The sequence below is a fragment of the Geobacter sp. genome (assembly GCA_009684525.1).
Taxonomy (GTDB): domain Bacteria; phylum Desulfobacterota; class Desulfuromonadia; order Geobacterales; family DSM-12255; genus Geoanaerobacter.
Genome location: WKKR01000001.1, coordinates 771,873 through 798,609, shown reverse-complemented (window position 1 = coordinate 798,609; position 26,737 = coordinate 771,873). Strand labels below are relative to the sequence as shown.

Annotated in this window: 13 protein-coding genes and 1 pseudogene; 13 read left to right on the top strand and 1 reads right to left on the bottom strand. The window is 49.9% G+C overall.

Going from position 1 to position 26,737, the window contains the following annotated elements:
• The first annotated feature begins 10 nt into the window (after nucleotides 1-10).
• The 13 genes and pseudogenes from GJT30_03535 to GJT30_03475 all read left to right on the top strand — a co-directional run bounded on the left by GJT30_03535 (nucleotide 11) and on the right by GJT30_03475 (nucleotide 24,931).
• The gene (locus GJT30_03535) at nucleotides 11-5,455 is read left to right on the top strand and encodes a CHAT domain-containing protein (protein ID MSM38681.1); all 5,445 of its coding nucleotides are present in this window, start codon (nucleotides 11-13) and stop codon (nucleotides 5,453-5,455) included.
• An 80-nt stretch (nucleotides 5,456-5,535) separates the two neighbouring features.
• Nucleotides 5,536-6,057, top strand: a complete 522-nt coding sequence (locus tag GJT30_03530) for a TIR domain-containing protein (protein MSM38680.1) — start codon at nucleotides 5,536-5,538, stop codon at nucleotides 6,055-6,057.
• 45 nt (nucleotides 6,058-6,102) lie between these two features.
• Nucleotides 6,103-6,528: a TIR domain-containing protein gene (locus tag GJT30_03525; protein MSM38679.1), complete on the top strand. Its 426-nt coding sequence runs from the start codon at nucleotides 6,103-6,105 to the stop codon at nucleotides 6,526-6,528.
• An 84-nt stretch (nucleotides 6,529-6,612) separates the two neighbouring features.
• Nucleotides 6,613-7,710 (top strand): TIR domain-containing protein, encoded by a 1,098-nt coding sequence (locus GJT30_03520; GenBank protein ID MSM38678.1) that lies wholly within the window; start codon nucleotides 6,613-6,615, stop codon nucleotides 7,708-7,710.
• A 244-nt stretch (nucleotides 7,711-7,954) separates the two neighbouring features.
• Nucleotides 7,955-8,425, top strand: a complete 471-nt coding sequence (locus GJT30_03515; GenBank protein ID MSM38677.1) for a hypothetical protein — start codon at nucleotides 7,955-7,957, stop codon at nucleotides 8,423-8,425.
• 3 nt (nucleotides 8,426-8,428) lie between these two features.
• Nucleotides 8,429-9,772, top strand: coding sequence for a hypothetical protein (locus GJT30_03510; protein MSM38676.1), 1,344 nt, complete (start codon nucleotides 8,429-8,431; stop codon nucleotides 9,770-9,772).
• A complete protein-coding gene (locus GJT30_03505) occupies nucleotides 9,769-14,370 on the top strand; it encodes a TIR domain-containing protein (protein MSM38675.1) in 4,602 nt (1,533 codons plus the stop codon). The genes GJT30_03510 and GJT30_03505 overlap by 4 nt, the downstream gene beginning before the upstream one ends.
• A 335-nt stretch (nucleotides 14,371-14,705) precedes the next feature.
• Entirely contained in the window at nucleotides 14,706-15,761 is a 1,056-nt protein-coding gene (locus tag GJT30_03500) for a hypothetical protein (protein MSM38674.1), read from the top strand.
• A 61-nt stretch (nucleotides 15,762-15,822) separates the two neighbouring features.
• The gene (locus GJT30_03495) at nucleotides 15,823-20,217 is read left to right on the top strand and encodes a DUF4062 domain-containing protein (GenBank protein ID MSM38673.1); all 4,395 of its coding nucleotides are present in this window, start codon (nucleotides 15,823-15,825) and stop codon (nucleotides 20,215-20,217) included.
• Between the two features lie 203 nt (nucleotides 20,218-20,420).
• A pseudogene (locus GJT30_03490) lies at nucleotides 20,421-20,999 on the top strand (hypothetical protein).
• 7 nt (nucleotides 21,000-21,006) lie between these two features.
• Nucleotides 21,007-22,275, top strand: a complete 1,269-nt coding sequence (locus GJT30_03485) for a TIR domain-containing protein (GenBank protein ID MSM38672.1) — start codon at nucleotides 21,007-21,009, stop codon at nucleotides 22,273-22,275.
• Between the two features lie 48 nt (nucleotides 22,276-22,323).
• Nucleotides 22,324-23,658, top strand: coding sequence for a DUF4071 domain-containing protein (locus GJT30_03480; protein ID MSM38671.1), 1,335 nt, complete (start codon nucleotides 22,324-22,326; stop codon nucleotides 23,656-23,658).
• Nucleotides 23,659-23,971: 313 nt separating this feature from the next.
• Nucleotides 23,972-24,931, top strand: a complete 960-nt coding sequence (locus GJT30_03475) for a hypothetical protein (GenBank protein ID MSM38670.1) — start codon at nucleotides 23,972-23,974, stop codon at nucleotides 24,929-24,931.
• A 319-nt stretch (nucleotides 24,932-25,250) separates the two neighbouring features.
• Here GJT30_03475 and GJT30_03470 read toward each other — a convergent pair whose 3' ends face one another.
• Nucleotides 25,251-26,561 (bottom strand): DUF4102 domain-containing protein, encoded by a 1,311-nt coding sequence (locus GJT30_03470; GenBank protein MSM38669.1) that lies wholly within the window; start codon nucleotides 26,559-26,561, stop codon nucleotides 25,251-25,253.
• Between the last annotated feature and the right edge of the window lie 176 nt (nucleotides 26,562-26,737).

The window sequence follows — 26,737 nt, the reverse complement described above, 5'->3', positions numbered from 1 at the left end:
ATAGGAGGAGATGATGGACGAATTACACGCAACCGTTACTCTGATCATCGAAGGCAAGAGAAATTCAAACCAAACTTCGCTCCCCTCGCCAGAATTGCAAAAAATCATAGGAACTCCGCGAACGCTAGCAGCATTCGACCTGCATGCACCTATCCGTGGTGCAGAGGCACCCGAGATAACCATCGAGGCCAAGGACAACGATCTGATTGAGCTGCAACTGGAGGGGGGCTTCAAGCTGTTAATGACCGTGGCCGACTACCGGACACAGTTTGGCGACAAAACAAGCCGTGGTCCTGAGGACGCGGGCAGATTAAGGATCAGAGCTACTCTGCCAGGCAAGTCGCGGGATCGCGGCATCTTCCAATGGATCGTAAAGGGATTGCAGGTCATCGGCATCGATCTGGTAGAAATGGCGGCGGAAAAACTTGCCGATTATATCGACACGAAAAAAGGATTGAATGGCCTGTATACCTGCCCACTCTCGTCAGGAGACTTCAAACTTGAACCGGCCCCGAGCTTTCCGGCGGGCGATGCTCCACTGCTGGTTTTCATCCATGGAACCATGTCCAGCACCGAAGGGAGTTTTGGAGGTCTCTGGACGGATCAACAGGATGTTCGCAAGCGCTTGAACCAACAGTACCCAAGATGCTGTTATGCTTTTGAACACAAGACTTTTACCGAAAGCCCGATCACCAATGCCTTGGCTTTGGCAAACGCCCTACCAATCGGGGCACGGCTTCATCTGGTTAGCCATTCACGCGGCGGCATGATCGGTGAACTGCTCTGCCGTGCCTCCCGCATCGATGCCAAGGGCGAGTCGCTGTTGCCATTCGAAGACGCAGACTTCGATATATTATCGACTTCGAACCAACGAATCAGCCTTAACGACTTGCGTCAACTAGCCGACGTGCTGAAGAAAAAACAGCTTAATGTGGAGCGTTTCGTCCGGGTAGCGTGTCCGGCTCGCGGCACTACCCTGGCCTCGGGCCGTCTTGATCGTTATCTGTCGGTCCTGAATATGGGACTTTCGTCCTTAACTGTTTTGGAATGGGTCAGTGATATCACCTGGTTTGTAGCGGCGGTGGCCAAGGAACGGACTGACCCAACTGTCATGCCTGGTTTGGAGGCGATGATGCCCGGATCAGCCACGGTCAGGCTGCTGAATCGTCCCGGAGTAGTAGTCGCTTCAGATTTGAGGGTGATCGCCGGTGATTACGACGGCGATGGCATTCTTGGAACGGTGGCGGACTGGGCTATGGAGGGATTTTACGGTTGCGAGAACGATGTGGTGGTCAATACCCCTTCCATGTACGGCGGTGCGATTCGCAATAACAAGAAGCAGGAACCCTGTGGATGGTTCTTTTATACCCAGGGAGCGCAGGTTTATCACTTCAGCTACTTCAAACAGCCGATCACCGCCGCTCAACTGGCCAATGGCCTGTTGCAAGATGACGCACGCGGTGCCGGATTTAAGCCACTGGCACAGGCACCGCACAAGGATGATTCAATTGCCCGCGGCATCGCTATTGATTTCATTAGTGAGGGATTTGGTGACCCGCTTGTGCGCAAAGACCTTTCAATCGGCGGTAAAATGCCGATTTTGGTCCTGGTACCGGGGATTATGGGTACGCACCTGAAGGTGGGTAAGAATCGGATCTGGCTTGATTTCAGCGAGATTGCCGGGGGGGAATTCTCCAAACTTACCGAGGATGCGTCTGGCGTCGACACCGATGGAGTGATGAAGATGTCCTATAAAAAACTGGGCGATTTCCTCTCATCTAGCCATGAGGTGCTCTATTTCCCCTATGACTGGCGCAGATCATTGCGAGAAAAAGGGAAAGAGTTTGCCACCTATATGGATCAAGTGCTGAACATCGCCAGGACAAACAATCGCCCGGTACGGATCATGGCCCACTCAATGGGTGGTCTTCTGGTACGGATGGGGGCTGTTCTCTCAAGCGCCAAGTGGGAAGGCAATGGCTGGTGGGAGCGCTTCAAGGCAGTTACCGGCAATCGTCTGGTCATGGCAGGAACCCCCAACAACGGCTCGTGGACCGTGCCCTATGTGCTGACCGGGCGCGACTCCATCATCGGCATGCTCAAGACCATCGACCTCCATCACAACGAACGTGAAATCCTCAAAATCGCCTCGGGATTCGAGGGCTTTCTTGAGATGCTGCCGAAACCAGGTGAAGTCAATTGCTTCAACTCTGACTGTTGGGAAATGTGGCAAAAGGCCGATGGAAACGGTTGGCCTGTCCCCGATAAGGCAACGCTGGCTAAGTGCCGGGAAAACCGTGAAATGTTGGACGAGTTCGATTTTGACCTGAATAAGGATGTTGTCCGCTATGTGGCTGGCTGCTCCGATTCCACCCCTTCGAATCTGACCATCACGAACGGCAAGCTTATCTTCGACAGCTCGCCCCTGGGTGATGGCCGGGTGCTCTGGGATACCGGCATACCCAGCGGCGTCAAGGTCTGGTATGTGGACGCCAAGCATGGCGACCTGCTCAATTATGACAAGGCTTTCAAGGGATTGGGCGAGATCATCGGCATGGGGGAGACAACCCTCTTGCCGGCAACCCGTCCGACCCAGCGGGCGGAGAGCGCCAAGGCAGGAGTCATGGCCGACGTGATGATTCCCTATTATCCTGATCAGACCATGCTGCTCCAGGCAGCCATGGGGGGAGAGCTCATACCGCTCCGGCAACGAGGGCCGCAAACCGTAGTGAAAGGATTCCGGGTGACGGTCTGTCATGGCGACCTGGCGGCGGCGAAGTACCCGGTGGCGGTGGGTCATTATGTAGGAGATTCCATTAACGGCGGCGAGGCGGTGCTGGATCGTCGCTTGGCGGGGCTTTTGTCACGACGGCACAAACTGGGGGTCTATCCCGGCCCGGAGGGGACGTGCGAGGTCTTTATTCAGGAATCTAACAATAAAACGTTCGCCGCTCTTGTCATCGGTCTTGGACAGGTGGGCGATCTCACACCAGCCCAGCTGTCCAGCGGTTTCGCAAGGGCGTTGCTTGAATTTGCCACCACACCGACGGCACGGAAAACCACCACAGGGAAACTGGAAGGTTTTGCAGTCAGCACCATCCTAATTGGCAGTGGTGCCGGCTGGGGTATGGGGGTGCGGGACAGCGTCCGTGCTCTAATTGAGGGTGCTTGTCGCGCCAACACCATGCTGACCGACCTGGACGGTGATCCGGTTTATCTGAGGGAACTGGAATTCCTGGAGGTGTACGAGGATCGGTCATTGCAAGCACTGCGGGCCGTAAGGGAATTCGCCTCCCTTGGGGTACTGGGGAATATTGACTTCGATACCATGCTTCGTCAGGGTGTCGGTGGACGGTGTCGCGCCATGTGCGAAAATGGGAATGACTGGTGGCAGCGGGTCAAGGTGGACATCAACGATGATGACGAAATGAAATTCACCACACTGACCGGATTGGCACGTATCGAAGAGCGGGTACAACCGACCCAGCGCGCCCTCGTTGACCGGCTGGTGGAACAGTCCGTTACCCAGACCACGGTTTCACAGGATGCCATGGTGGCAATCTATAACCTGATTACCCCCAATGCCCTTAAAGAGCGAGCCCCGGACCAGGGCAACACCCTGATGATGTTGGATGAGCAGGCCGCCGGCTATCCCTGGGAGATGATGCATGTGGGCGAACGCGGGAAAAAGATTCCGCTGGCATTGCGTTCGGGCCTGGTCCGCCAGCTTTCCCTGAAAGAATTCCGCCATCGTCCGGCTCGTACCTATCAGCTACGCGCCCTGGTTATTGCCGATCCACTGTTGCCAAACAATAGCTCACTTCCGCAGTTGCCCGGAGCAAATCAAGAGGGGCGGACCGTGGCGTCAATCCTGGATAAGCACAGCTACAAGGTGAGGTCGCAGATAGGCACAACCCCGCTTGATATTGTCTCGGATCTGTTTGCCGACGATTACCGCATTCTGCATCTGGCCGGGCATGGTATCTACAACTATCCGATTACGCGCAATCAAACGAATTGCCCATTGACAAACCAAAATCAGCCGGATTGCTGGAAGAAAACCCGTTATGTTACCGGGATGGTGTTGGACTGGCCTCAATCGGGGGCATCCCAGAACAAGGAGCCGGTCTTTCTGACTGCGGTTGAGGTTGAACAGATGGCCGTCGTGCCGGAACTGGTCTTCATCAATTGCTGTTTTTTGGGGAAGGTTGAAAAAACCAACGAGAATCGGAACCTCTTCGCAGCCAGCCTTGCAGTACAATTCATCAGCATGGGGGTACGCGCCGTGGTAGCGGCCGGTTGGGCCGTGGATGATGTGGCCGCCAATGCCTTTGCAGATAAATTTTACACCAGCATGCTTGAAGGCTCATCCTTTGGCGAAGCGGTCACTGCGGCCCGTAACGTGGCGAATGAGGCTGCCGGTGAAGATAATAACACCTGGGCCGCTTATCAGTGTTACGGCGATCCTGCCTATCGCCTGAATGGCGCTGACAGCGCGCCGGGGAGTAAATTCTATTTGTCGCCGCGTGAGGTGTTGTGTGATCTCTGGGCGATAAGGGATAAAAAACAAAATGATTTTGGTGAACTGCTGAACAGTGAAACGCTTCGTCAAGAGCTGGAGCAGATGGCTCGCATGATCCCCCATGAGTGGATGGTGAATAACGGAGATGTTCGCAATGCTTTGGGTGATGCCTATTCAGCCCTAGGAAATTTTGGTACAGCTATTGAGCATTACAAGGCCGCGGCTCGTTGTAACGATGGGCAATGCAGCATCAGGGCACTTGAGCAGCTTTTTAATTTGAATGTTCGTTCAACGGCCAAACAGATCTGTACCACTCAGGAGGATCATCGTAAAAAAATAGCCGATATCGATGAAGCAGTGGCTGCCTTTAAGGCTATGCTCTCCTTGATCGGAGAAAGCAAGGAAAGGTGCAGCCTGATTGGGAGCGCTTACAAACGGTTGATAGAACCTAAAACCAAACTTGGTGAGGACCCCATTGCCGATGGCACGGTGCAGTCCATGATTGACTGGTACGGCAAGGCTCTCGATCTTGATCCACTTGATTCCTACGCAGCATTGAACTGGGCGATGGGGTTGGCGGCACATCATATCAATGGAATTGATGTAGATGAGACCAACCTCGTCGCGACAGTCGAGCAGGCAAGAAAAATTGGCATGGAAGAGAATGAGCACAATCCCAATTTCTGGTCAGCGATTCATGTTATTGATGCCGATTTCTTCCTGCTGCTGTTGGAGGATTTGAGTGACAGAAAAGCCCAAAAGAGGATTGATGAGATTATCGTCAGCTACAAGGAGCAGTTTGCTCTCAACGGCAATGCCAATACCATCGATTCGGTCAAATCACAGTTCGATTTTTACCTCTTGTTTGCAAAAGATAGCCATGTCGTAAGGATGTTAAAGAAAGTTAAAAGCAGTTTGCAGGTAAATCAGTAACCACTTCTACTCGCGATTGAAAACGCTCGAATTGCCGTGCTGCTTCTAAATAAAAGGAATTCAATCGATAGGAGGAGTCTGTGTTTACAGAATCTCAACTTAAAGGGTTTGCATCATCGTATACACTCAATAAATCTGCGAGCCAGGTTTTCGAATCTGCTTCGACAGCCAAAACAACAATGTTTCTTTCCCACAGTCACAAAGATAAGGAGCTTGCCAAGGGGCTGAAAAATCATTTGAAGAGCTTTGGTGTCAATATCTATATAGACATTGAAGATTCAGACATGCCGGGAAGTACAAATCGTGAAACTGCTGAGCGCATAAAAGGTGCCATTACCAGGCTGCATTACTTTTTGATTCTGGCCACCAGGAACGCTATGGACTCAAAATGGGTGCCATGGGAGATTGGCGTTGCCGATGGCAAAAAGCCTCATGACAAAATCTTAGTCGTGCCGGTAATTGATCCGACAGGCAAGTTCCATGGGAGTGAATATTTGCAGTTGTACAAGCGAATTGATACTGCAAATGACGGTAATTCGGCAATATTTGAACCGAATAAGACTAGTGGAATCTATGTAAAAAACTGGCTTGCAAGTCTATAGATAGGATGCGTCCATCAATCGCGAGAATATCAAGAGGTAACTAACATGCCGAAACCAAACATTTTCATCAGCCACCGTTGGGACTATCAAAACGATTACCACAGTTTGGTTGACAAACTCAATAAATACGGGCTTCCACATCACAATTATTCTGTGCCAGAGCATAACCCTCTTGATGTAAACCGAAAGAATCAACTCAAGGCAGCTTTGAGGGAACAGGTGAGGCAGTGTAATTATTTCATTATTTTTGCCCGCATGGCGACATATAGCGAATGGTGCCAGTTTGAGGTTCAAGCCGCAAAGGATTTTTGCAAACCGATATTGGCGGTGAAGCCTTTTGGATACGCAGGAGGAATTCCTATTTTTATCACAAATGCAGATAATCAAAGCGGACCGGTTGGCTTCAATGCGCCGCCAATCATCAGAAAGATTTGTACTCAACTCCAGTGGCCTATTCCGCAAGGGCTATAAACTTGTTAAACGTATATTTATTTTAACCCGGGGGATCCGAGGGAATGATTGCCGAATTCATGAAGGTCCATAACTGGAGGATATATGCCGCCGCGTAACGACAGTGTCTTTTTCGTCAGTTATACTGGTGAGGATTTGAAGTGGGCACAGTGGATTGTATGGGAGCTGCAAAACGCCAAGCCACGATATCGTTGCATCGCTCAGTTCAAAGATTTCGCTCCTGGTATGAATTTTATTGAAAAAATGCGTGAAGCTGCAGAAGCGGAATGTACACTTGCATTATTTTCTCAAAAATATTTTAGTTCCAAGTATTGCCAGCAAGAACTCGATGCTGCGCTAACTGGCGACGCAAATCGTCTTCTTGCTGTACGAGTAGCGCCATGTGACCCTGGTATTTTTCTTCAAAATCGGATTTATATTGATTTGGTAGGAAAGTCCATCGATGACGCTAGGAACTCTCTATTGAGTGGGGTGGAAGCATACCTTACATTAACGCGGAAACTTGGGGCTGAACCAACCTTTCGAAAGAGACCTGATTTCCCAGGAGCCGTGCATGACGATATCTCGCACAAACAACCTATCATCTCAACATCCAAGGGGCCTCTTTCAGTCCTCTTCCTGGCACCGCAAGTAGGTGGTCTCTCTCCACGTGCTCAGTTACAGGAAATGGAACGGAGCATAGAGCAGGCGCGCTTCCCAAAATCCGTAAAATTCAAAGGAGTCTTTGAAGCGCATGTAAATTCGCTCTTTCAGGAATTGAACCGCGAGGCTCCGGACGTTTTTCATTTTAGCGGGAAGCAAAACGGCGGCGACATCCTGATGCGCACGGATCATGGTGGTTTGACTACCGTATCAGATATGGCACTTGCCGGAATGTTCCAATCCCTGGATCACGGTTTAAAGCTTGTGGTCATCGATACCTGCTTTTCATTGCGCTGCGCAGCGACCATTGCAAAGGTTGTACCTTGCGCTATCGGTGTAAAAACCGAGATTTATGAAAATGACGCCACGACATTTTATGGCATCTTCTATCAGGCTGTTGCCTCTGGGCGCTCTCTTAAAGATGCCATAGCCCAGGCAAGCACCGCCCTGAAATTTACCAAAGTACCGGAGGAGCAAATTCCCCAATTATGCTGTCGCGAAGACGTTGATCCCTCTCAGATATTCTTGGTTGAGAAGTAAGTCAAAAGGATTGAATGTGATAACTTTGAAATTTGAGAAAGGTTGACTGGCTTTTGGTTACAAAGTTTTTTGTCTGCAGCCGACACGAGCCAGACAGACCTCCAGGGTACGACGGTCAAACATATACTAAGAACCTTTACGAATAGCTCTACACGCATAAATACCGATGCTTTGTCGACTGGATGCAGGCCAACTATTCAAGTGGCAATAAGTCGCGCTCAACAAGGTTTGAAAGGGGCATATTATGGGACTTCCAAGAACTTTCATAGGTTTCAGCAGTACCGACATTCGCAATTACCGGCTGATGCTGGCCTGGAAGGAACATGAGCATATTGATTTCAATTTTTCCGACTTCCAGCTTTCTTCTGAGATCAATTCAGAAGACGAAGTCTACATAAAGCGTAAATGCCGAGAGAGGATCAATATGGCGGGCAAATACGTGATGTTAATTGGTGAGGATACGCGCAACAAATATAAGTACGTTCGATGGGAAGCTGAAATTGCTATTGAAAAGGGATGTACGATAATCGGAGTTAATCTTGATGGAGCACGTCAGGTAGTCGAAAAGACATGCCCACCAGTTATTCGAGATATTGGAGCAATCTTTGTCCCGTATTCACCCAAGATCATTGCCTATGCCTTGGAGAATTACAAAATGAAGGAATCAGGTAATTACCATTACAAAGATGAAGTTTATCGGCAACTTGGTTATTAATATTTGGAAAAGAAACTGGTGGTTATTAATCCTATGCAGCCCGAACAACTGAACTCCAATCGCGTCTACTTCACCGAATTTGATCGGGCAACTTACAGCCAGGTAGCATGGGCGGAGGAAGACGTCGAGGAAATAGTCCGCTCCCTTGAGCGGAAAATGAAGCTTCTCGCCTTGACCAAGGGGCACATGGTGATTGCTACGTCGCATCTTCTGGAATCGGAGCTTGCCAGAGAGCTGCTCCTTCCATATCCGGAGCTGTTTAGCGAACGGATCATTGTGCCGGCGCTCAGAGACGACTATGCTTCGTGCGGCGCATTCCTGGAAGCAAAGCAGCATGCCGAGGAGAATAGTGAGCGCGAGTTGTACCTGGGAGCCGAGCAGCAGGAGATGGCACAGTTGCTTGATGAGTCTGCCCTGCCGGTGCGCTGGCATCCGGGTGATACCAGCGGTTGGCTCAAAAAGCGCCTAATTGGCGATTTGCGCGATGGCAATAGTCTTGTCACCATTCATCTGCAACGCCAGGGTCTGACAGTCCCGGAAATCATCTGCCGTGAACTTGAAAATTTGCCCACTTTAAGCCGCGGGGCGATCTACCTCGCAACCCAGCGGCACGGTAATCTCCACTTCCGTAAAATTGTCAATGCCTATGCCGATTTTCTCTACTATCTTTCCGGCGCCAAGGCTGTTCAATCCGAGGGAGTCTTGCCCCAGGAGAACATTATCGATTTCAGTTTCACCGACTTGGAAGAAAAAACCGTTTCTCTCACGGAGCATGAAATATTCTTCAAGATATTCATAGATACGGTTAAAACCGCGACTTCCACCCATTTTCCCACCGACTTCCTCGATGCGCTGACCATTGTGGATACAATCCACCTGCATCGCATCGCGAACGATGAGCATTTCATCAGGAAATACAACCTGATCCAGCAGCGCACCAAGGATGGTCTGACCCTGAACGATCCCGAACGGCTTGTGTTGCTGATGGATGAACTGCTGGAATACGAGCAGGAGTTGCACAGCGAGTATTTGCGTGCTATCGAGGCAGAACTCCCCAACCGGCTACGCCAGAAGCGGGCGCGGCGTACCGGAAAGGTAATTAATTCATTGGCCTCATTGATTGTCGAAACCTACGGAGTAATCAGCGGGGTCAAGGATCTGATCGTCTCTGGTGTCGGTTCCGCCAAGGCTGATAAGCTTACTTCGCAACTCAATGACCGGATTAGAAAAGGCGTTCATGCGCTTGAATGGTGCATCGGGGAAAAGTTTGAGAATCAGCCGGTTATGCTGCGTTTTGTTGATGAGCTGAAGAAGCGGTATTTGGGGAAGATGGAGGGGATGTTGTGAGCGATTCAGGTGAAATACGCGACGTGGGGTCGGCATCGACATCAATTTTCATCAGTTATCGCAGAAAAGACACAGGCGGCTACACAGGCCGCCTCTACGACCGTCTGACCCAATTGTTTGACGCCGAAGATATCTTCTACGATCAGTCAGGGATTGAGTCTGGAGAGGATTTCCCGATTGCAATTCAAAACGCGCTTGACTCGGCAGAAGTAATCCTTGTGATAATCGGCCCAGATTGGTTGTCAGAGGAAAACCGAAAACGGCTTAATGATGCAAAGGATTTCGTTCGACACGAGGTTATGAGTGCTCTTCATCGAAAAGAAACTGAAATTGTGACGAAACCGCTTGTTGTCCCTGTTCTGGTTGGTGGAGCTGGGCAGTTGTCTGAAGCGGATTTGGGTGAGCTCAGCCAGCTTGCTTTAATCCAGTCTCATGCAGTTCAGGGTAATCTTGCTGAATACAATCTCAAAGTTGAAGAGCTTTGCAAAATCATCAGTAATTATAGTCGTAGCTGGACGGCAAAGCATTCTAACTGGATGCTTGCTTGCCTTGCCAACAAGAAACTTTCCTCAGCCAACTTTGGCCAAGATCTCACTGTCTTGCATCCTGACAGCCACTACATTCAACGTCACGAAGCCAATAAAACCATGGACACCTGGTGGTCTGGATGGAAAGAACATCACCGCCCATTTGTGCTTTTAGGCGAAGAAGGAGATGGGAAAAGTTGGGCACTTACGTCGTGGATTGCAAAGACTATTTCTCTCGCCGGGCAACAAATGCCGGTAATTTTCATATCTGCTACAAAAGTCTCAAATGCAGATGACTTTATAACTGAAATGGCTGAAGCTATGGCAAGGGTAAATGAGTCTGTCTCAGCTATGGAGTGGAAAAACCGTCTAAAATTATTTCTACGGAACTCAGCAGATAATATTCCGCAAATTGTGCTGGTGTTGGATGGTCTCAATGAACGACCATCGATAGATTGGCGTGACCTGTTCGATAACTACCTTATTTCACCATATCGCAAAAACATTGCTCTTCTAATCAGTTGCCGTACCGGTTATTGGCATGAGCATCTCGCAAAGGAATATGACGTGAGCGTATCGGTTTGGAAGTTATCTCCTTTCAGTGATGGTGAATTGGATCAGGCGCTTACCCGTCACCATCTGACAAGAGCCTTTTTTAGTGATCGCGTCCTTAAATTGGTTGCCAAGCCGCGTTATTTTGATATGGCTGTACGTTTGAAAGATCAACTTGAAGAATCAGGAGATGACGTCACTATTGATCGTTTGATTTATGAGGACTGGAAAGATCGGATTGGTCGTAAGCGTCTGCCTTCAGTCAAGATTTCTCATGCTGAATTTCAGGCAATCATTACCGATGTCGTGCAGAAATTCGGAGAACGCGTCAGTATAAAGCAACTTGCCCAAACATTGGCTACATACGGTAATCAAGCCGAAATCCGAAATGAACTTGTCTCTTCAGGCATATTGAAGGAAATAGCGGGGGGGAAATTTGAAGTTGCGGCAAATCCTTTGATATTGGGATTAGGGCTCCTTCTGGCAAGTGAAATTGAAGAGAGCGGTAAAGATGACCTCCTGGAAATTGAAGAAATAATCGCCGAACGTTTAGGGCAACATCCGGATAGTGACCGCCTGGTGCAAATCTGCGCTATGGCGCTGTTTCATTCGCTCTTAACGGAAGGGTTTCCTGATGTAGGGTGTCGCGCCTTATTCCGGAATTGGATATCTGGGCGCAATCTGGATGAGGCGGATTCAGAGCGTGTAAGCGCATATTTCCCCCTGAAACCTCATATCTATTTTCAGATCATGGAAGACCTCTGGGGGAACTTCGGCAATTACCGAGAAGTCGAGGATCACCTGATGAGCGCCTTGCTGCAGCGCCACAATTTTGAGCATGTTAAGGCTGAAATGATTACGACCTTCGAGCGTTGGCTCAGCTTTGTTCACCCTCTTGGATATCGAGGTTGGTTCGAACGTGATGAGTCAAAAAAAGAAGGATTGATCAAAGAAGTTGAGGAGCGCCTTGGCCAGCAAGTCGAGATAGGGGCTATGGAACTTTTCGGCCACCGCATTGAAATAGTTGCCGACCAAAGGTTGCTTCAACTTGCCAAGGTTGCGGAATCGGTAATTTCACATTTCGATCGTGAACCTTTTGTGCAGGGACTTTGTAATGGCGCCATCGCCACTGCCGTCATGGGTGGCTCAAACGTTGATTATAGATGGATAGTACGCACTGCACCTGGCAAAGTCCAAACAGCCCTCTTGATGAATTCAGGAGAGTTCATGGCGACATGCCAGAGCCTTGCCTTCCGCGTTGCCGATTACCTGCTCTTTTGGATATGTAGCGAAGATTCCATCGCTCTGCGTGAAACCATTCCTGAAGAACTGTCTTTTCGGTCATGGCATAAGAAGTTTTGGGAAGAACACCGGAACAACTCTACCAACTACCTTTGGAGTGAGGATAACTATCTCGATTGCCTGCAAAAAGCGCAATTAGCTCCAATTGTCATTGCCGAGAACCTACGGGAAGTAGCAATAAATCCGCTTTGTACGCTTCCGGAAGAATTCGCAACAAAAATTGATACTGCGAGCAGTCAGATTGATTTGACGCAAATACGATCACATCTTGGGCAGACTATAGAGGATATTGCCTTAAGAGATATGGAACCGGCTTTATGTGCATATAAACCGGAACGTTATGCAGAGTTATTCCGAAAATTGACTGAGCAATTGAATGGATCAGATTATTTGTCGTGCAGGCTACTTGCAAGTAAGCTCTACGAACATATGCCTATTTTTACAAACACTGAGCATGAGCAGATTTTGAAGGTTTGGCGTGGATCTTTAGCTGCTGAAGGCAGCGAGACTGAAAGTGCGGAATTGACCCTATTTCCCATGGTGGTTTTTGACAGACCAGCAGACGAACAGTTTTTATTGTTGAGAGAGCGGGGGAGCAAAACAGGATATTTCTCAAAAATGCAAGCGCGTTATCGTAAAATTGAGTCCACAAGTTTGGCACCCATAATTAGGGCGTTGGATATGTACGACGGTTCGCGTCCGGAAGAGTGCTATGCCCAATTGGAGCATTTAGCAAAAGCGATTAACAGCCTGGATGAATCTTTAAGGGAAAGCTTGTTGAAGTTGTTTCAGAGTGATAATTCAATAATCCGCTATTTATGCATTGAAATCATCTGTAATACAAATGACCAGTTGGCAGCCCAAAAAATCATAGGAAGCGGCTGGAAGATCCATGGAGAGAATTGTGATTATGAAAACGGGTGGGGGAGCATCTTGCTGGCCAGGTTTGCCAATGACATTTCATTTGAGGAATTGGCTTGCAGAATTTCTCTGAAATGGTTGGGATATGCGGTAAAGGAGCGTGGCAATCGTCAGGAGGAAGTTGCAGACTATGCGCTTCGACTTCATGTCATATGGACCCGGATTGCAAAACCAACTGAGAGTGCTGAAGATGTATTACGCCATGTCAAAATCAGTCTGGGTAAGTGTTGGGAAGACATTGAAGACGACATGTCCATCAATCTCAATGAAAATATAGGGATTAAGTGGACGAAGTTTACCTGGGGGGGAACTTCCGGAGCGGTGTCAAATAAATCGCTTGATCCGGATGCTGTAGAGGCTGAATGGGATAGGGTATATAAAAAGGTATTGGAGGTCTACGCGGCTGAAAAGAAACGAGGGAATCACTGGATTGACACTTCTTTCTCCAACGGAAATCTTGATGCTGTAGTAGCAAGCGAAGTTCTATGTTGGCGAGAGTGGATCCAGCCGATTTTGGATGGAACAACTGAAGGTCGCCACGTGCTGGCATTTTGCCAAGGGTTGTACGAAAGTCTTTGTGCTACGTTGCTGAACCATGAACCGGAAACAGGAGCGAAACTTTTCGAGGCTATTATGAAGCACAAAACCACCCGTATTGTAGATTCTTTCACGGATATTCAGAATCTACTTTTCTCGCTATTTGATGCTGAGGAATCGCCTCCTGTTTTGGCCCTATGGGATGAGCATCTCACAGACTGTGATTCGGATAAGTCATTGTCGGAACTCGCCTGCCTTGCGCAGTCTTGCGAGAAAGCTGCATGGCTGGACGCAAAAATACAATCTTTGCTGGAGTCCGATCTAGATTACGATAAAGCTCGTGGACTCAGGTTGCTCGGGTTCTCAGTTGAAGACAATCATAGCCAGCAGTTGCGAAAATGGATTGATGCCCATGGGAGATCATGGCTCATGGATGTGGCAAAAGATGCACTTGAAAGCAGTAAGCGCAATTCGTGGGCACGTATTTGGATTGAACGTTTTATTGCCGAAGAAGACCGCGTGAAATCTTGGGCCGCCTTCAGGCTGTTCTTGCGCTGTGTGGACAAGCGATTCTGGATATGGGGTTACAGCCTTATCTATATTGATAAATTGCCGGATTGGAAAACGGACGCGTACAAAGCTAACATCGGGACGATAATGGGTGCAATTAAAGAAAACGAGAAGAAATTAAAGGATACTTTTATCGGGCATGAGGTCAAAGAAAATCAGCTTTGGCCTTGGATGAAAAGATACCTTTAGCCAACCGACATCGCATTCTTTTACAGGGCTTTGAAATCTTATTTATGTCTCAACGTCGGAAGTATTTGGTTTTTGTTGATTTGTTTTGAGCCCCGATTGTTTTGAATGATTTAACGGCCTTCTATCTGCCTTCAACGCCTTGATAATCAATGCCGAATTTTGGGAAGTATCCCTCAACAGAAGGGAGCAACCCGGTTTCTTTTTTCCGACTAACCTTCTGGGGTAACACTATGGCAGACATAAGAAAAATTCGGGTCATGATATCCAGCAGGTCTCTGTCAACGGTTTTTGGTGGAGTACCTCTCCACGAAGTTAGGCAACGGCTCCAGGTGGTTATGGAAAGTATCAGGTGGCAGGGCCTGCCGCACATTCAGGGTGAAGAGCCAGTGGGGCGGTTGGTCGGTCGGGACCAGGCTCTCTTTGATGTCTGGATTCATGAGCTTGGTGTCGGTGCAGCCGCGAATTCATCGACTTTGGAGATGTCGCTCCGTGAAATCAACAGGGCAGATATCATCTTGGTGCTCTACACTGGCGAAGCTGGGTCAGCTCACAGTGATGAAGAAATTGGCATTTGTCACGCTGAACTTCAGGTTGCACTAGCGCGACGGAACGAACTTGTTGTGATCGTTGATTTACTGCCTTTGAGTACAAGCCAGGTTCCACGTGACATAAGCTTCCGCAGTTATGTGGACCGACTAGAAGTCCCGAGAATGCAGGCCCAAGACGAATCAGCCCTTCAGCAATGCGTTGCGGAGATTCTGCAAGAACGGACTGCAGTTTTGGTCAGACGTGGTGGCACTGTTGGAGCCCGGAAACGGGACCGTGGCCAAGCGCTGGATTGGAGCCGACTCGATCTGACGGCACGCCAGAAAGAGATGTGTAGCGCTTTGATCCATAATTTGCCTACTGAAAGGATTGATGAAGCATCCGGTCAGGCAAGTCAGTTGCATCTCATGAAATTACCTAGCGGGCTAGAATTGGCTGTGCGGATCGAAGCAATTCCGGCCGCGCTTTCGGTAGCTGCGGCACGTGAGAGAGTTGGCCAGCCCTTCATGCAGGACCATCTGCATGCTCAAGTGCTTGAAAGTCGTGGAGTGCCAGGTGTGGTTCATTTGATTGCCTGCCATTCAGGTGTTACCGAGACTCAGGCAACCAGAATGCTAGGCACCCCAGATGCAATGAGCGTCGCCAGTGATTTTGGTGTATATGTTGCCGACCACGTTCAGAAGATTCAGATCGTCTTCCTGTCGCAATGTGGAGACGAAACAGCTGTAGCACTTGCAGTGCGGCGTTTTCATGAATGGCTGGTACAGACTGGTGAAGAAACACGCCTGGTGGAACGGGCAAAATCTCGAGCACGAATTCTGAAGGCCGTAGCCGATGAACAGTAAGATGTATGTGGTAAACATGCAATGCAATTCGAAGCCGATTCCAACCAGCTGATTTATTGAGATGTCCATGATCAAGACGGTTTTCCTCTTCATTTCCTCCCCGGGCGATTGCCAACTAGAGCGTGACACAGTCCGCGAAGTAGTTGGTCGGTTTAACAGCAACCCCTTATTGCGTTCGCAATTTAGAATAACCGTCGAAGCATCTGATACCGACTATGGCGTCCCAATGCCATCGTCTCTTCCGCCCCAGGACGGGGTGAATCTTGCCATAAAATCCCCGGAAGAATGTGATCTTTTTGTCTGCATTTTTCGCAGCCGTTTTGGCACCCCGCCATCGAAGCTAAAAGACGATGGCACCCCATTCCTATCCGGTACCGAATATGAGTTCCACTGTTCCAGGACTCAGGCAAAGATTACGGACGGCTTTCAGCCCTACATGTTGACTTATCGCGGGCCGGCCGACGAAACAAACCGGGATGCCGAATCCATGCGGCAAGTGAAATTGATCGATGAATTCTTCGTCGGGCAATATTTTTTCGATCAGAATGGAAATGCAACAGGCGCGTACCATCAGTTCACCACCACTGAAGAGTTCAAAAATCAATTTGAAGGACATGTCCGGCAGTATCTGAGCCAGCGTATCCCCTGGCTCTCTCAATCGTTCTCGTCATGGCTGCATCTGCAACGGGACAAACTGGTTAAGGATGCCGGTCCCCGCTATACCAGAAATGCCCACGTTGAAACGAGAATAATGACCTCGTTTGACTGGCTACTACGAACCGAAACCGCATATAAAAAGCTGGATGACGCCTTGGAGGAGGTTTATAAAAGGCTCCCCCACCGGGAGTCACCGACGGCTGAACTGAAGAAGTCCTTCAAAAATATTGCCGCCAAACTTCGTGAGACCAAATTCTGGCAAGATACCCTTGATTTTGTTAAGATTCACGACGTTATCCAGCGAGTCCTTACGACATTCGGGAAGCTACAAGAGGAAGCAGAAAGAGAACATTACTCACTCTCTAAAGAAGAAAGGGATCGTTACACGGAGCAGGCGAGGAATACACGGGATCGGCTCAGTTCGCTTAACTGGGTTATAGAAAATGCACAACAATGCCTCTCTCTTCTGGAGGAATATACCGGGATCGCCGTAAAGCGAGTGATTTTGATCAATGGTCCTGCCGGCCAGGGGAAGACACATACATTGGTCGAACAGGTTTCCCGGTGCGTGGATCATGGCCAGATTGCCATAGGGATTCTGGGGCATAAACTGATTGCCGGTAGTGAGTTGTGGCCGGAGATATTTGCAAGCCTCGGCTTGCCGGCAACAATCACCCCGAACGATTTTCTGGCTACCATCGACCGTCAGGCACGGGAGCGGCAATCCGTGGCGCTATTGGCATTTGATGCTCTGAATGAAACCTGTCCACGCTCCCGCTGGCAGGCTCAATTGCTCGGCATGCTGGAAGAGGTCAATCGATTCCAGAATATCGCGGTTGCTCTTGCAGTGCGGGATGATTACCTGCCGTACACCATTCCGCGACTGCCTGATAATGCTGACGCTCCTTGGGTTCTTATCAACCACAGCGGTTTTGCAGGTGTGGAGGCGGAGGCCATGGCCAAATATTTTGCTGCCTACGGTCTAGAGGCCCCGGTTTTCCCGCCGATTATCCCTGAATTCACCAACCCGTTATACTTGAAAATACTTTGCCAGAGCCTGCAACAGCACGAAGGGCATGAAGTGCCATCCCTGCTCCCTTCCTGGCTCGATGTACATACCCGGTGGATGGATGCCTTGGAAATCAAGGCAAAGGCTACGTCAGAACTAGGGCTTGATCCCTTGAAAAAGCGGATTGTTCATAAGACCATCGGAAAAATTGCCGATGCAATGCTTGCCATCGGCGCCACCCGGTTGTTACGTGACGCTGCCGAACAGATCGCAAAAGAGGTTGCCGGAACGACACGGTTGGTTAGCTTTCTTCTCTCCGAACAAGTGATGTTCGAAACCATTGGCGGCAATCCCGATGAGGAGCTGGTGCTATTCGGCTACGAGCGTTTTTCAGACACCTTTCTGGCGGAACGGCTCCTGGTACGGTTGGGTAAAGATGAAAAAGGAAGGTCGGACATTGAAGCTATCAGGAATGCATTCGCACCAGATGGCGAGTTACATGGCTATGTCAGCCGTGACAGTGGCTTGCCGTATCGCAATCAAGCCGGCATCCTGCGCTCCCTCATGTTGCTGGTGCCGAAGCTGACCGGCAGAGAACTGCCTGACCTGCTGCCGGAAGGGAAAGTGGTTTCGGATTATCTCATCACCAACGCGTTCAGGGACAGCCTCCTGTGGCGCTCCCGGCGGAACGAGTTCGGCGGGTCCCCTCGTGAACTGTGGGAACTTTTGACCAGGGATAAGAGTAGATTTCCGGAGCTGGCCTATCTCATTCAACTGGCCCTGATACCAGGACATCCCTTCCATATTAAGGCGACACTCCATCATTGGTTGAAGCGATTCAAGTCTTCTGGCGCTCGTGATGCGGCTTGGACTGTGGAGCTGCCGGACTTGTGGGAAGACGAGAATTCCATCATCCATGTGACCGTGTCATGGGCTGCCACGCAAAATCTCACGGGGATACACCGGGACACGGCGGAAACCATCGCCCTGCTCCTCTCATGGTGTTGCACGAGTACGAACAGCGGCCTCAAGGACACGGCCACGAGAGGAGTGTGCCGCCTGTTCCAAGCGTGCCCGGAAATAGTTAAGCCGGTGCTTGCCGAATTCGAATCCGTCGATGACGCCTATATGGCGGAATCGCTGCTCTTGGCAACCTTGGGTGTGGTGCTGGTCAGCACGGATATGGAATGGATAAAGGACATAGCGGGTTTTGTGTTCGCCCAACAGTTTCCAAAGGGTGCCCCGCGCTGGTGTCATCTCTTCATCCGGCACTATGCCCGGCGCATTGTCGAGTGCGGCGTGGAGGTTGGGCTTGAAATCGATGAGGCTGTAATCAAGCCGCCATACACAAGCAGGTTGCCATTGGGAAGAGTGCCAAAACGGCTGAAAACTTTAGAAAAGAAAGATGATTCATCAGGCTACCATAGACTAGTATGGTCTGCATCTGAAAACGATTTCTATCGATATATATTGGATGCAAATTCTGGCCTTTTCCCATTTAAAGAAACGCCTCTTGATCGTTCGGATGAACCTGTGCGCCCATACCGTAAAGGTCGATTGCATTTTGCCGGGATCGCTTCAAGAGGTGATGTCTTTGATATTAACTTGGCTGCCCGTTACATCGTCTGGAATGCACTCAAGCTGGGGTGGACAGCAAAACGTTTCGACCAATTCGACACCGGCTATCAAATCTCCCGAGACCGGATCATCCATGGGGCGAGAACGGAGCGTGTCGGCAAAAAATATCAGTGGATTGGCTGGCGTACCTTGCAGGCGTTCCTGTCGGACCATTATCATCTGAACCATTATTTAAGCGATTCCAAGGGCGATTACGATAATCCAACGCAACTTGATGAAGATCTGCCAGATCCTTTACGCTGGCTGGTGGAAGCGCCGAAATCCGTTGCCCGTATTACCGGGCAGGAATCATCAGAGAGAGAATGCCCACTGAAAGTCCCTGTTTTGACTCCATGGCCGGAGCCTTCAACTGAATCAATTACAAGCTGGATAAATATTCCCGATAAAATGCCACCTTTAGCGACATGTTTACGCTCGGTTCCTGGAAGTGTTGCTGCTTTACAGAAAGGGAGATGGCTCCGTGCCGATTTCGAGTTAACCTGGGAACCGGGATGGCGGCCAGGGCTGTGGGCGCTACCGGAGTCCTATATCAGTATCTGGATGCTTGCGCGAATGATCATTGTCAAGACTTCCGACTTGGCCGCATTGAGAACTGCACTTTGCCAGCAGCACGTTCAGGAGTCGTTGAACGGAATCGGCAGAAACGATCATCCTGGTGTCCACAAGGCAACTCTCGATCAATGGCTGCAATACGAAGACTCCCTAGAGCCGGGGTTTATTGATGCGACGCATAGTGAAAACTCTTATGATGATTATTGGCCGGTGCCGTATTCCCATCCGTTTGCGACACTCGGTTCAACCGATTTTGGCAGGGCCGAACTGCAGATTACCTTACCGACACCTTGGCTGATTCGTCAGTGGAGTCTGACGTTGGATAAAGCAACCGGGACCTATCGAACCGCTGATGGTAGTATTGTCTTCTATAACGAAGGAATCCTCGGCGGAAGCGACAGAGTGTTCATATGCATGACCTCAGCCGAGGCGTTATTAAAGTCCTCCGGCTGGACTCTATTGTGGTTTATTCGAGGGGAAGAGTTTGGTGGGTTCATGCCACTCTACAATTTTGCCAAGAGAGTAAATGTGCATGGTGTGGCTAACTTGAGTGAAAGTGGGTATCCGGAAATATTATGGATGAATCGGGAGCTTGAGTAATTCCGGAGATCAATGGGGATCTCATGTCCAATCAATTTATACACTACATCAGAAGAGAAATTGGCCACTTCAATTCCTTTACCTCTCCGGGAAGAATTTGGCTTGCAGAGGGCCAGCCGGAGATGCCTGCCTTTGAAAGGCCGCAGTATCATATAACCCGCGCAACTGATGGCCCTGCTGCCGAAGTACAAGCTGGTGATACGATCTGGCTTGTCGGACAGCTTTTCTCACCCTGGGGCAACCTGCCACCGGCCATTGATGCACGGATAGAAGTCGCTGAGGTCATTAAACGATATGACGGTAAAGGATACAGGTATACCGCTGGTGATGATTCCCGCTGGTTTCCGCTTGCAGATGCATCACGAGTCCTGCGGTGCAAGTCCCTGGAAACAGTTACGGTGACGGGAAAGAAACAACCTCTCTGGGCGTCATGGCAACATAAGCCGATTGGTCATTCTCTCCAGCGCATGCGCAGACTTTCCTCCGGTCACCTCTTGAATCGATGGGAGAAAGTGCTTGATAGACGCAGTGTTGGCTTCATCAGCTACCGTCTTTGTGATGGTACCTGTGCCGCCTTTCGTGTAGTACGGTCAAAGATTCACAGTGGGGAACCGATGTTTTGGGATCGATGGTCTCTTCCTCGTCGTATTGCGGAAGGACGTGAGTTTGTGAATGACGAAAAGCTTGAGGCATTCCTACGCGAACAGATTGGAAGCGCAACAACCGTATGTGGTATTTGCAGCCCGCTTTACTCCGAGGTAGGAAGCTATTCCCGGCGAGAGAAAGAATATGCCGAGTCTCTGGGAAAGTATGTCGCCTACGCTCAGCCCAACCATTTTCCTGTGGAAGAAGAGTAGCCATTCCCACGCCACCCTTTTGGGGGAAAGAAGGAGGCGGTCTGACGTGAAATCGATTTCGACAATACCCGGTGCACCTGCTTTGGCACAAAGCAATGTGAGCACCGCAGCGGCTTCCCGGCGCTGGGTTCTCGTCGCAGGTACCGGATCGCAGGTCGGTGTTCCACAAGAGGATATACGGGCTGCCAGGGCAGTTGGCGAAGAGTTGGCGCGAAATCGTTATGGCCTTGTAACCGGCGGATGGCACGGTGTCGACTACATGGTTACAGAAGCCTTCGTTAACACACTGAACTGCCTTTCCCTCGATCCGAAGGAGCATCTTATTCAGGTCGTTCAACCGGGCAGGAATGCCTTCCGTGAAGTCGGCCATGTTGTGAGAACGCCATACGGTCCACTGGAGTGGCTTGAACCGCAAAAATATGCAGATGCTCTAGTATTGATAGGGGGACAAGGCGGTACCTTTGATGCTTGGCTAGGGGCTCTGCATGATGGCATGCCGCGATTCCCGATGGGGGGAACGTCTGGCGACGCTGCATCTGCATTTAAGAAAACTTCGGACTTATGGGAATTGATTCCTGTTCCCGGTATCCGCAAGAGCGACTTTGAGATTCTCGGTACTCCAATTCGCTCTGAATCTGACGCGAGAGTGGTAGCTGAGCACCTCGTTGCAAAACTGCTCCCTGCCGCTCTTAACGCCGTCGATGCCGTAGCAAGGAGTGATAGTGACGGGGCAGCATCATTATTCATAAGCTACAGCAGAAAGGACTCCGACTGGGTGAGCCGCATCCGCACACTTCTACGACCAGCGGAAAGACGCGGTCTGGTTTCTACTTGGGCAGATACCGATATCAGGCCTGGAAGCCAATGGGAAGAAGATATCAAGGATAGAATCGAGCGTTCTCAGGCCGCTCTACTCTTGATGAGCAACGATCTCCTCAAGTCGAGTTTTGTAAGGAAAATGGAGATTCCTGCATTCGTCAACAAGGTTAAGAAATCTCCCTCACAATTTCGGCTGTTCTGGCTTTTGTTGGAGACGTGCCCATGGCAGGAGATTCCGGAACTGGGACAATTTCAATCCGTTGGCAGCACGTCCCAAGCGATAAAAGACGCTCCAACTCCAGCAGATGCGCAATGCCGGCTCCTGGAAGCAGTAGAAGAGATTCTTCGGGAGATACCGAGAAATGATCCGCAGCTCGTCTGACTATTAACCACGCGATTGTGAACTAACTGAGTTCTTAGGAGATCACCCATGCCCACCCCCCTCTGCTTCATCCTCATGCCCTTCGGCAAAAAGAAAGACGCCACAGGTCGGGAGATCGACTTTGACGCGGTGTATGAACAGCTGATCGCTCCGGCGGTGCTTGCTGCTGGGATGGAGCCGCTGCGGGCGGACGAGGAAAAGACTGGCGGTATCATCCACAAGCCGATGTTTGAGCGGCTGATCCTCTGCGAGTATGCCGTGGCCGACCTGACTGCAGCCAATGCCAATGTCTTTTACGAACTAGGTGTGCGCCATGCCGCCAAGCCCCATACAACGGTGCTTATGTTCGCTGAAGGGAGCGGACAACTTCCCTTTGACGTGGCCCAACTTCGGGCCATCCCGTACACTGTTTCAGTGGACGGTCAGCCGTCGGATGTTGCCAAATTCCAGGCGCTGCTGACCAAACGCCTCGTTGATGCCCGCAAGCCAACCCATGACAGCCCGATTTATCAGCTTCTGGAAGATTACCCTGACATTGACCACACCAAGACCGACACCTTCCGCGACCGGGTAGAATACTCAAAGGCCATGAAGGAGCGCCTTGCCCAGGCCCGCAAAGCAGGGCTTGATGCATTGAAGACGTTGGAAGACGAGATCAAGAATATCGACGATTGTGAGGCCGGGGTAGTGATAGATCTTTTCCTGTCATACCGGGCCGTGAAAGCGTGGGACGAGATGATCGCCCTAGTGCCGAAGATGTCGCCGGTGCTGACTGCGACGGTGATGGTGCAGGAACAGTTGGGATTTGCCCTGAACCGGGCAGGTCGGGGTGAAGACGCAGAGCGGGTGCTGCTGGAGCTAATCGCTCGGCGCGGGCCGTCCAGCGAAACCTACGGCATTCTCGGCCGGGTCTATAAGGATCGTTGGGAGGCAGCACAGGAGGCTGGCAGCACCATGCTCGCCAAGGGGCTTTTGAACAAAGCCATCGATGCCTACCTGAAAGGGTTCGAAGCAGACTGGCGTGACGCTTATCCGGGGATCAATGCCGTGACGCTGATGGAGCTGAAAGAGCCGCCAGATTCACGCAGATTGGAGATCTTGCCGGTGGTGACCTATGCCGTCAAGCAGCGTGTCCAGCGCTGCACCCCGGATTACTGGGACTTTGCCACCCTGCTGGAACTTGCGATACTGGCGAAGGACGAGCCGGAAGCAATAGACGCTCTTGCACACTCATTGGCCGCTGTACGTGAATCGTGGGAGCCGGAAACAACGGTCCGCAACCTGCGCCTGATCCGCGAGGCCAGGCAGCGCAGAGGAGAAGAGAACCTGGCCTGGGCTGGGCATGTTGAGGAAGAGTTGCTCAAGTATGAATCTCAGCGCTGATCACCATAGGGAGACTTGACTCGATACTTTGTATTTACTTTTTCTGTCCGGTGCGGGACGCTACCGTCTAATTCCGGAGAATGAACGTCTAGCTGTGCTGGCTGAACGAATTGAAGAAAACGTTTCAACAGAGCATGCGAGTTGGTTCAAGGAAGTGGATAGAACCACAAAGGAAAACAGAAAAAAATATGCAAAAGGGCAAAACTGCCCAGTTATAATTCCTTGGAGCAAGTTTAAGAGGCGATCTTAGTTTGCCTGATTTATCGGATGAGAGTGGACGATTTTATTAAGAAATGTGAGTACAGGAGTAACAGTGCAAGACTCTCTTGTTCTAAGAAATATCTATTTAATATCCAGTGGTCTTGGAATTTTATGGTGGTTTGCATGGATGATTTTTAGATTTAAATACATCTTTGACGAACCTTTGCTAACTGTACTTACATTATTGCCAGTTTTTATACTTTTGTTCGTTAGTAAGTGGTCCTCCAGGCGCGCTACTCAAATCGAAATAAAAACACTGAGATCAAATGCAGAGAATGATACTCGGCCTGCGTTGATCATGTTGCGACCATTTAAGGATGAAGGGTTATCGTTTCCTATATCAACTATGACCGGAAAAGGTGGGAAATATCGACGAGCGTCATTTATCAGCGATATTGCAGATGTAGCAAAACAATGCGGTTTCCCTCTATTGGTCATCGGCAGGCCCATGGCTAAACCTGATCTTGAAGAACTTACACGTGCTGTATACTTCCAAGCTAAAGATGATAGCTGGGTCTTCGCCTTCAGGAGGGCTGCTCTTGCTTCCCGCGCAATCATACTGATCCCATCCGATTCAACTGGCGTAGCCGAAGAGATGTTGCATCTCTCAATAAATGAACTGACTTCGAAAACTATCGTATTCATGCCACCTACACCTGTTGAAACCAGGGTTGAAAAATGCTTGGGTCCGAATTTCGACCCAGAGCGCGTAAAGGATGAGTGGAATAAAGTGCGAGACCATTGGAAGAGACAAGGATTCAATCTGCCGCTTTATTGTAAAGACGGCATGCTTTATATCCCCAACAACGACTTTTCTTGCAGGTGCGAAATGCCACTGGCTGGCACGTACTCTTTGGCAGGTGAATTTCTCGCCAACCTATTGCACCCCAGCATTAGTCATTTACTCACCAAAATATATGGCGATTGCATGCCTATCAGTTGCTTGTTGTCAGAAATATCCACATATGAGGATAGTAAACAGGAAAAAGGGGCCAGATTTGAATGGCGCTAGTTTAAGGGTTTTTAGTGTGAATTTGCTCCAAAATTTTCTAAATTATTAAACGGGCATTTGTTCTGGCAGTGATTGTTATTGCTCTCTGGAAGAGCGAGCTACTTAAATCTTGGGGAATTGCTGCCCTGATTTACATGCTTTTGAGCCTATCACTTGTCATTTATGGGTCACAGAAGTTAAAGAAAGGAGTTTACGTTGACCTGAAGCGATGATACAAGAGGAATCTTGTCGGGCGTGTCATGGAACCTTCAAGCTGGTTCCACGAGAGGTTCTACAAAAAGTAAAAGGCCCCTGGTCGGTATCGGGAGCCATTCGCTATCTATCTGGATTTAGATTGCTTTTTACGATTGCTGGTTGATACGACGTTACCCATTATTCCGGTAATGATGCTCTGCATCTTTTTTTCCCAAGATTCAAGTGCCGCCTGCTTCTCCTTGTCGTATCGGTACTGATTGTAAACCCTGATTACCCCCTGCTTGGAGTGGTTCAGGATGGCGTCAATGACTTCATCCATCTCTCCCATTTCTGCCATGAAGGTCGCAGCCGTTCGCCTTAAATCGTGGGGAGTAAACTGGCCAATCCCTAACTTGTTTTCCGTGGCTGGTTTACCGTCTTTGCCATAGAGCGGCTTGCCTTCCTTGTCGGTAATCGGCCATTCCAGATTACGATGAACGGCAATTGCCAGGGCGTGCGGGTCAATAGCCTTTTTCTTCATCTTGTGGGGGCAGGGGAACATAAAATCTTTCTTATCTGTAGAGCCGATCAACTCTTTCGCCATAGTGGTCAAAAAGACCCGTTGTGTTTTCTTGTTTTTCGATCTTTCGACGGGAATAGTCCACCAATTGCCGTCAATCTCGCTGGCATGCATGCCGATAACTTCTCCGGGACGCTGCGCCGTTACTAGTATCAGCTTCAAGGCCCGCTTGATTTCGTCCGATATGGCGGCATTGTCCAGACTGTTCCACAGGGTCTTGATCTCGGCGGCGTTCAGCACCCGATCCCGGGCGATCTTGGGGGAAGGTAGCTTGATGCCGGCGCATGGCGTGTAAGGGAGAATGTCCTTTTCTACGGCATAATTGAACATTTTGCGAATGATCTGGAAGGAATTGTTCGCCATGGCCGGGGAACCCCGATCAACGATCCCATCGAGGAGGTGGATCACATCACGCTTGTTGATGTCGGCAGCCTTCCGGGTCCCCCAGGCGGGCACAACCTCGCGGTTCAGGATGCGTTCATCCTCTTGCCAAGATCGCTTAAATCGTTTAGCATGGCGCTCAATATACTCGGTCACAAGTTCTGTCATGGTGTGGGCCTTGCGCCGCTCTTCCCGATCATCCTTCTTAGACTTCCGATGTTCTACAGGGTCGCTGCCCTCATCACGACCATGCTTCAGTAACTTTACTTTTATCCGAGCCTCTTCGTAATCGTGGCGGGCATCCTTCAACTTGGTAGCCGGATAATCCCCCAGGTTCAGGAACCGGCGTCGCCCGTCAACCCGGTAGAGGTAGAAAAAGGTCTTTTTCCCGCTGGGATGGACACGAATGCCGAAGCCACCTTTTTCCCGCCGGGTATATTCTTTCTCCGCTGGCTTGAGATTGCGGATGAAGAGGTCGGTAAGAATGTCCGACACGCTGGTCTCCTTTTTTGTTGCCGTTTTGTTGCCGTTTATTGGTTGGCAAGAGGGGAAATTTTGAGAAACACTCAAAGACACTCTGATAAGATGATAGTAAATTATCGGTGTATTGTCAACATGTTATGGAGAGAGTTTGAAACATGAGGAACTACTTTTAAACAAGCAGAATATGC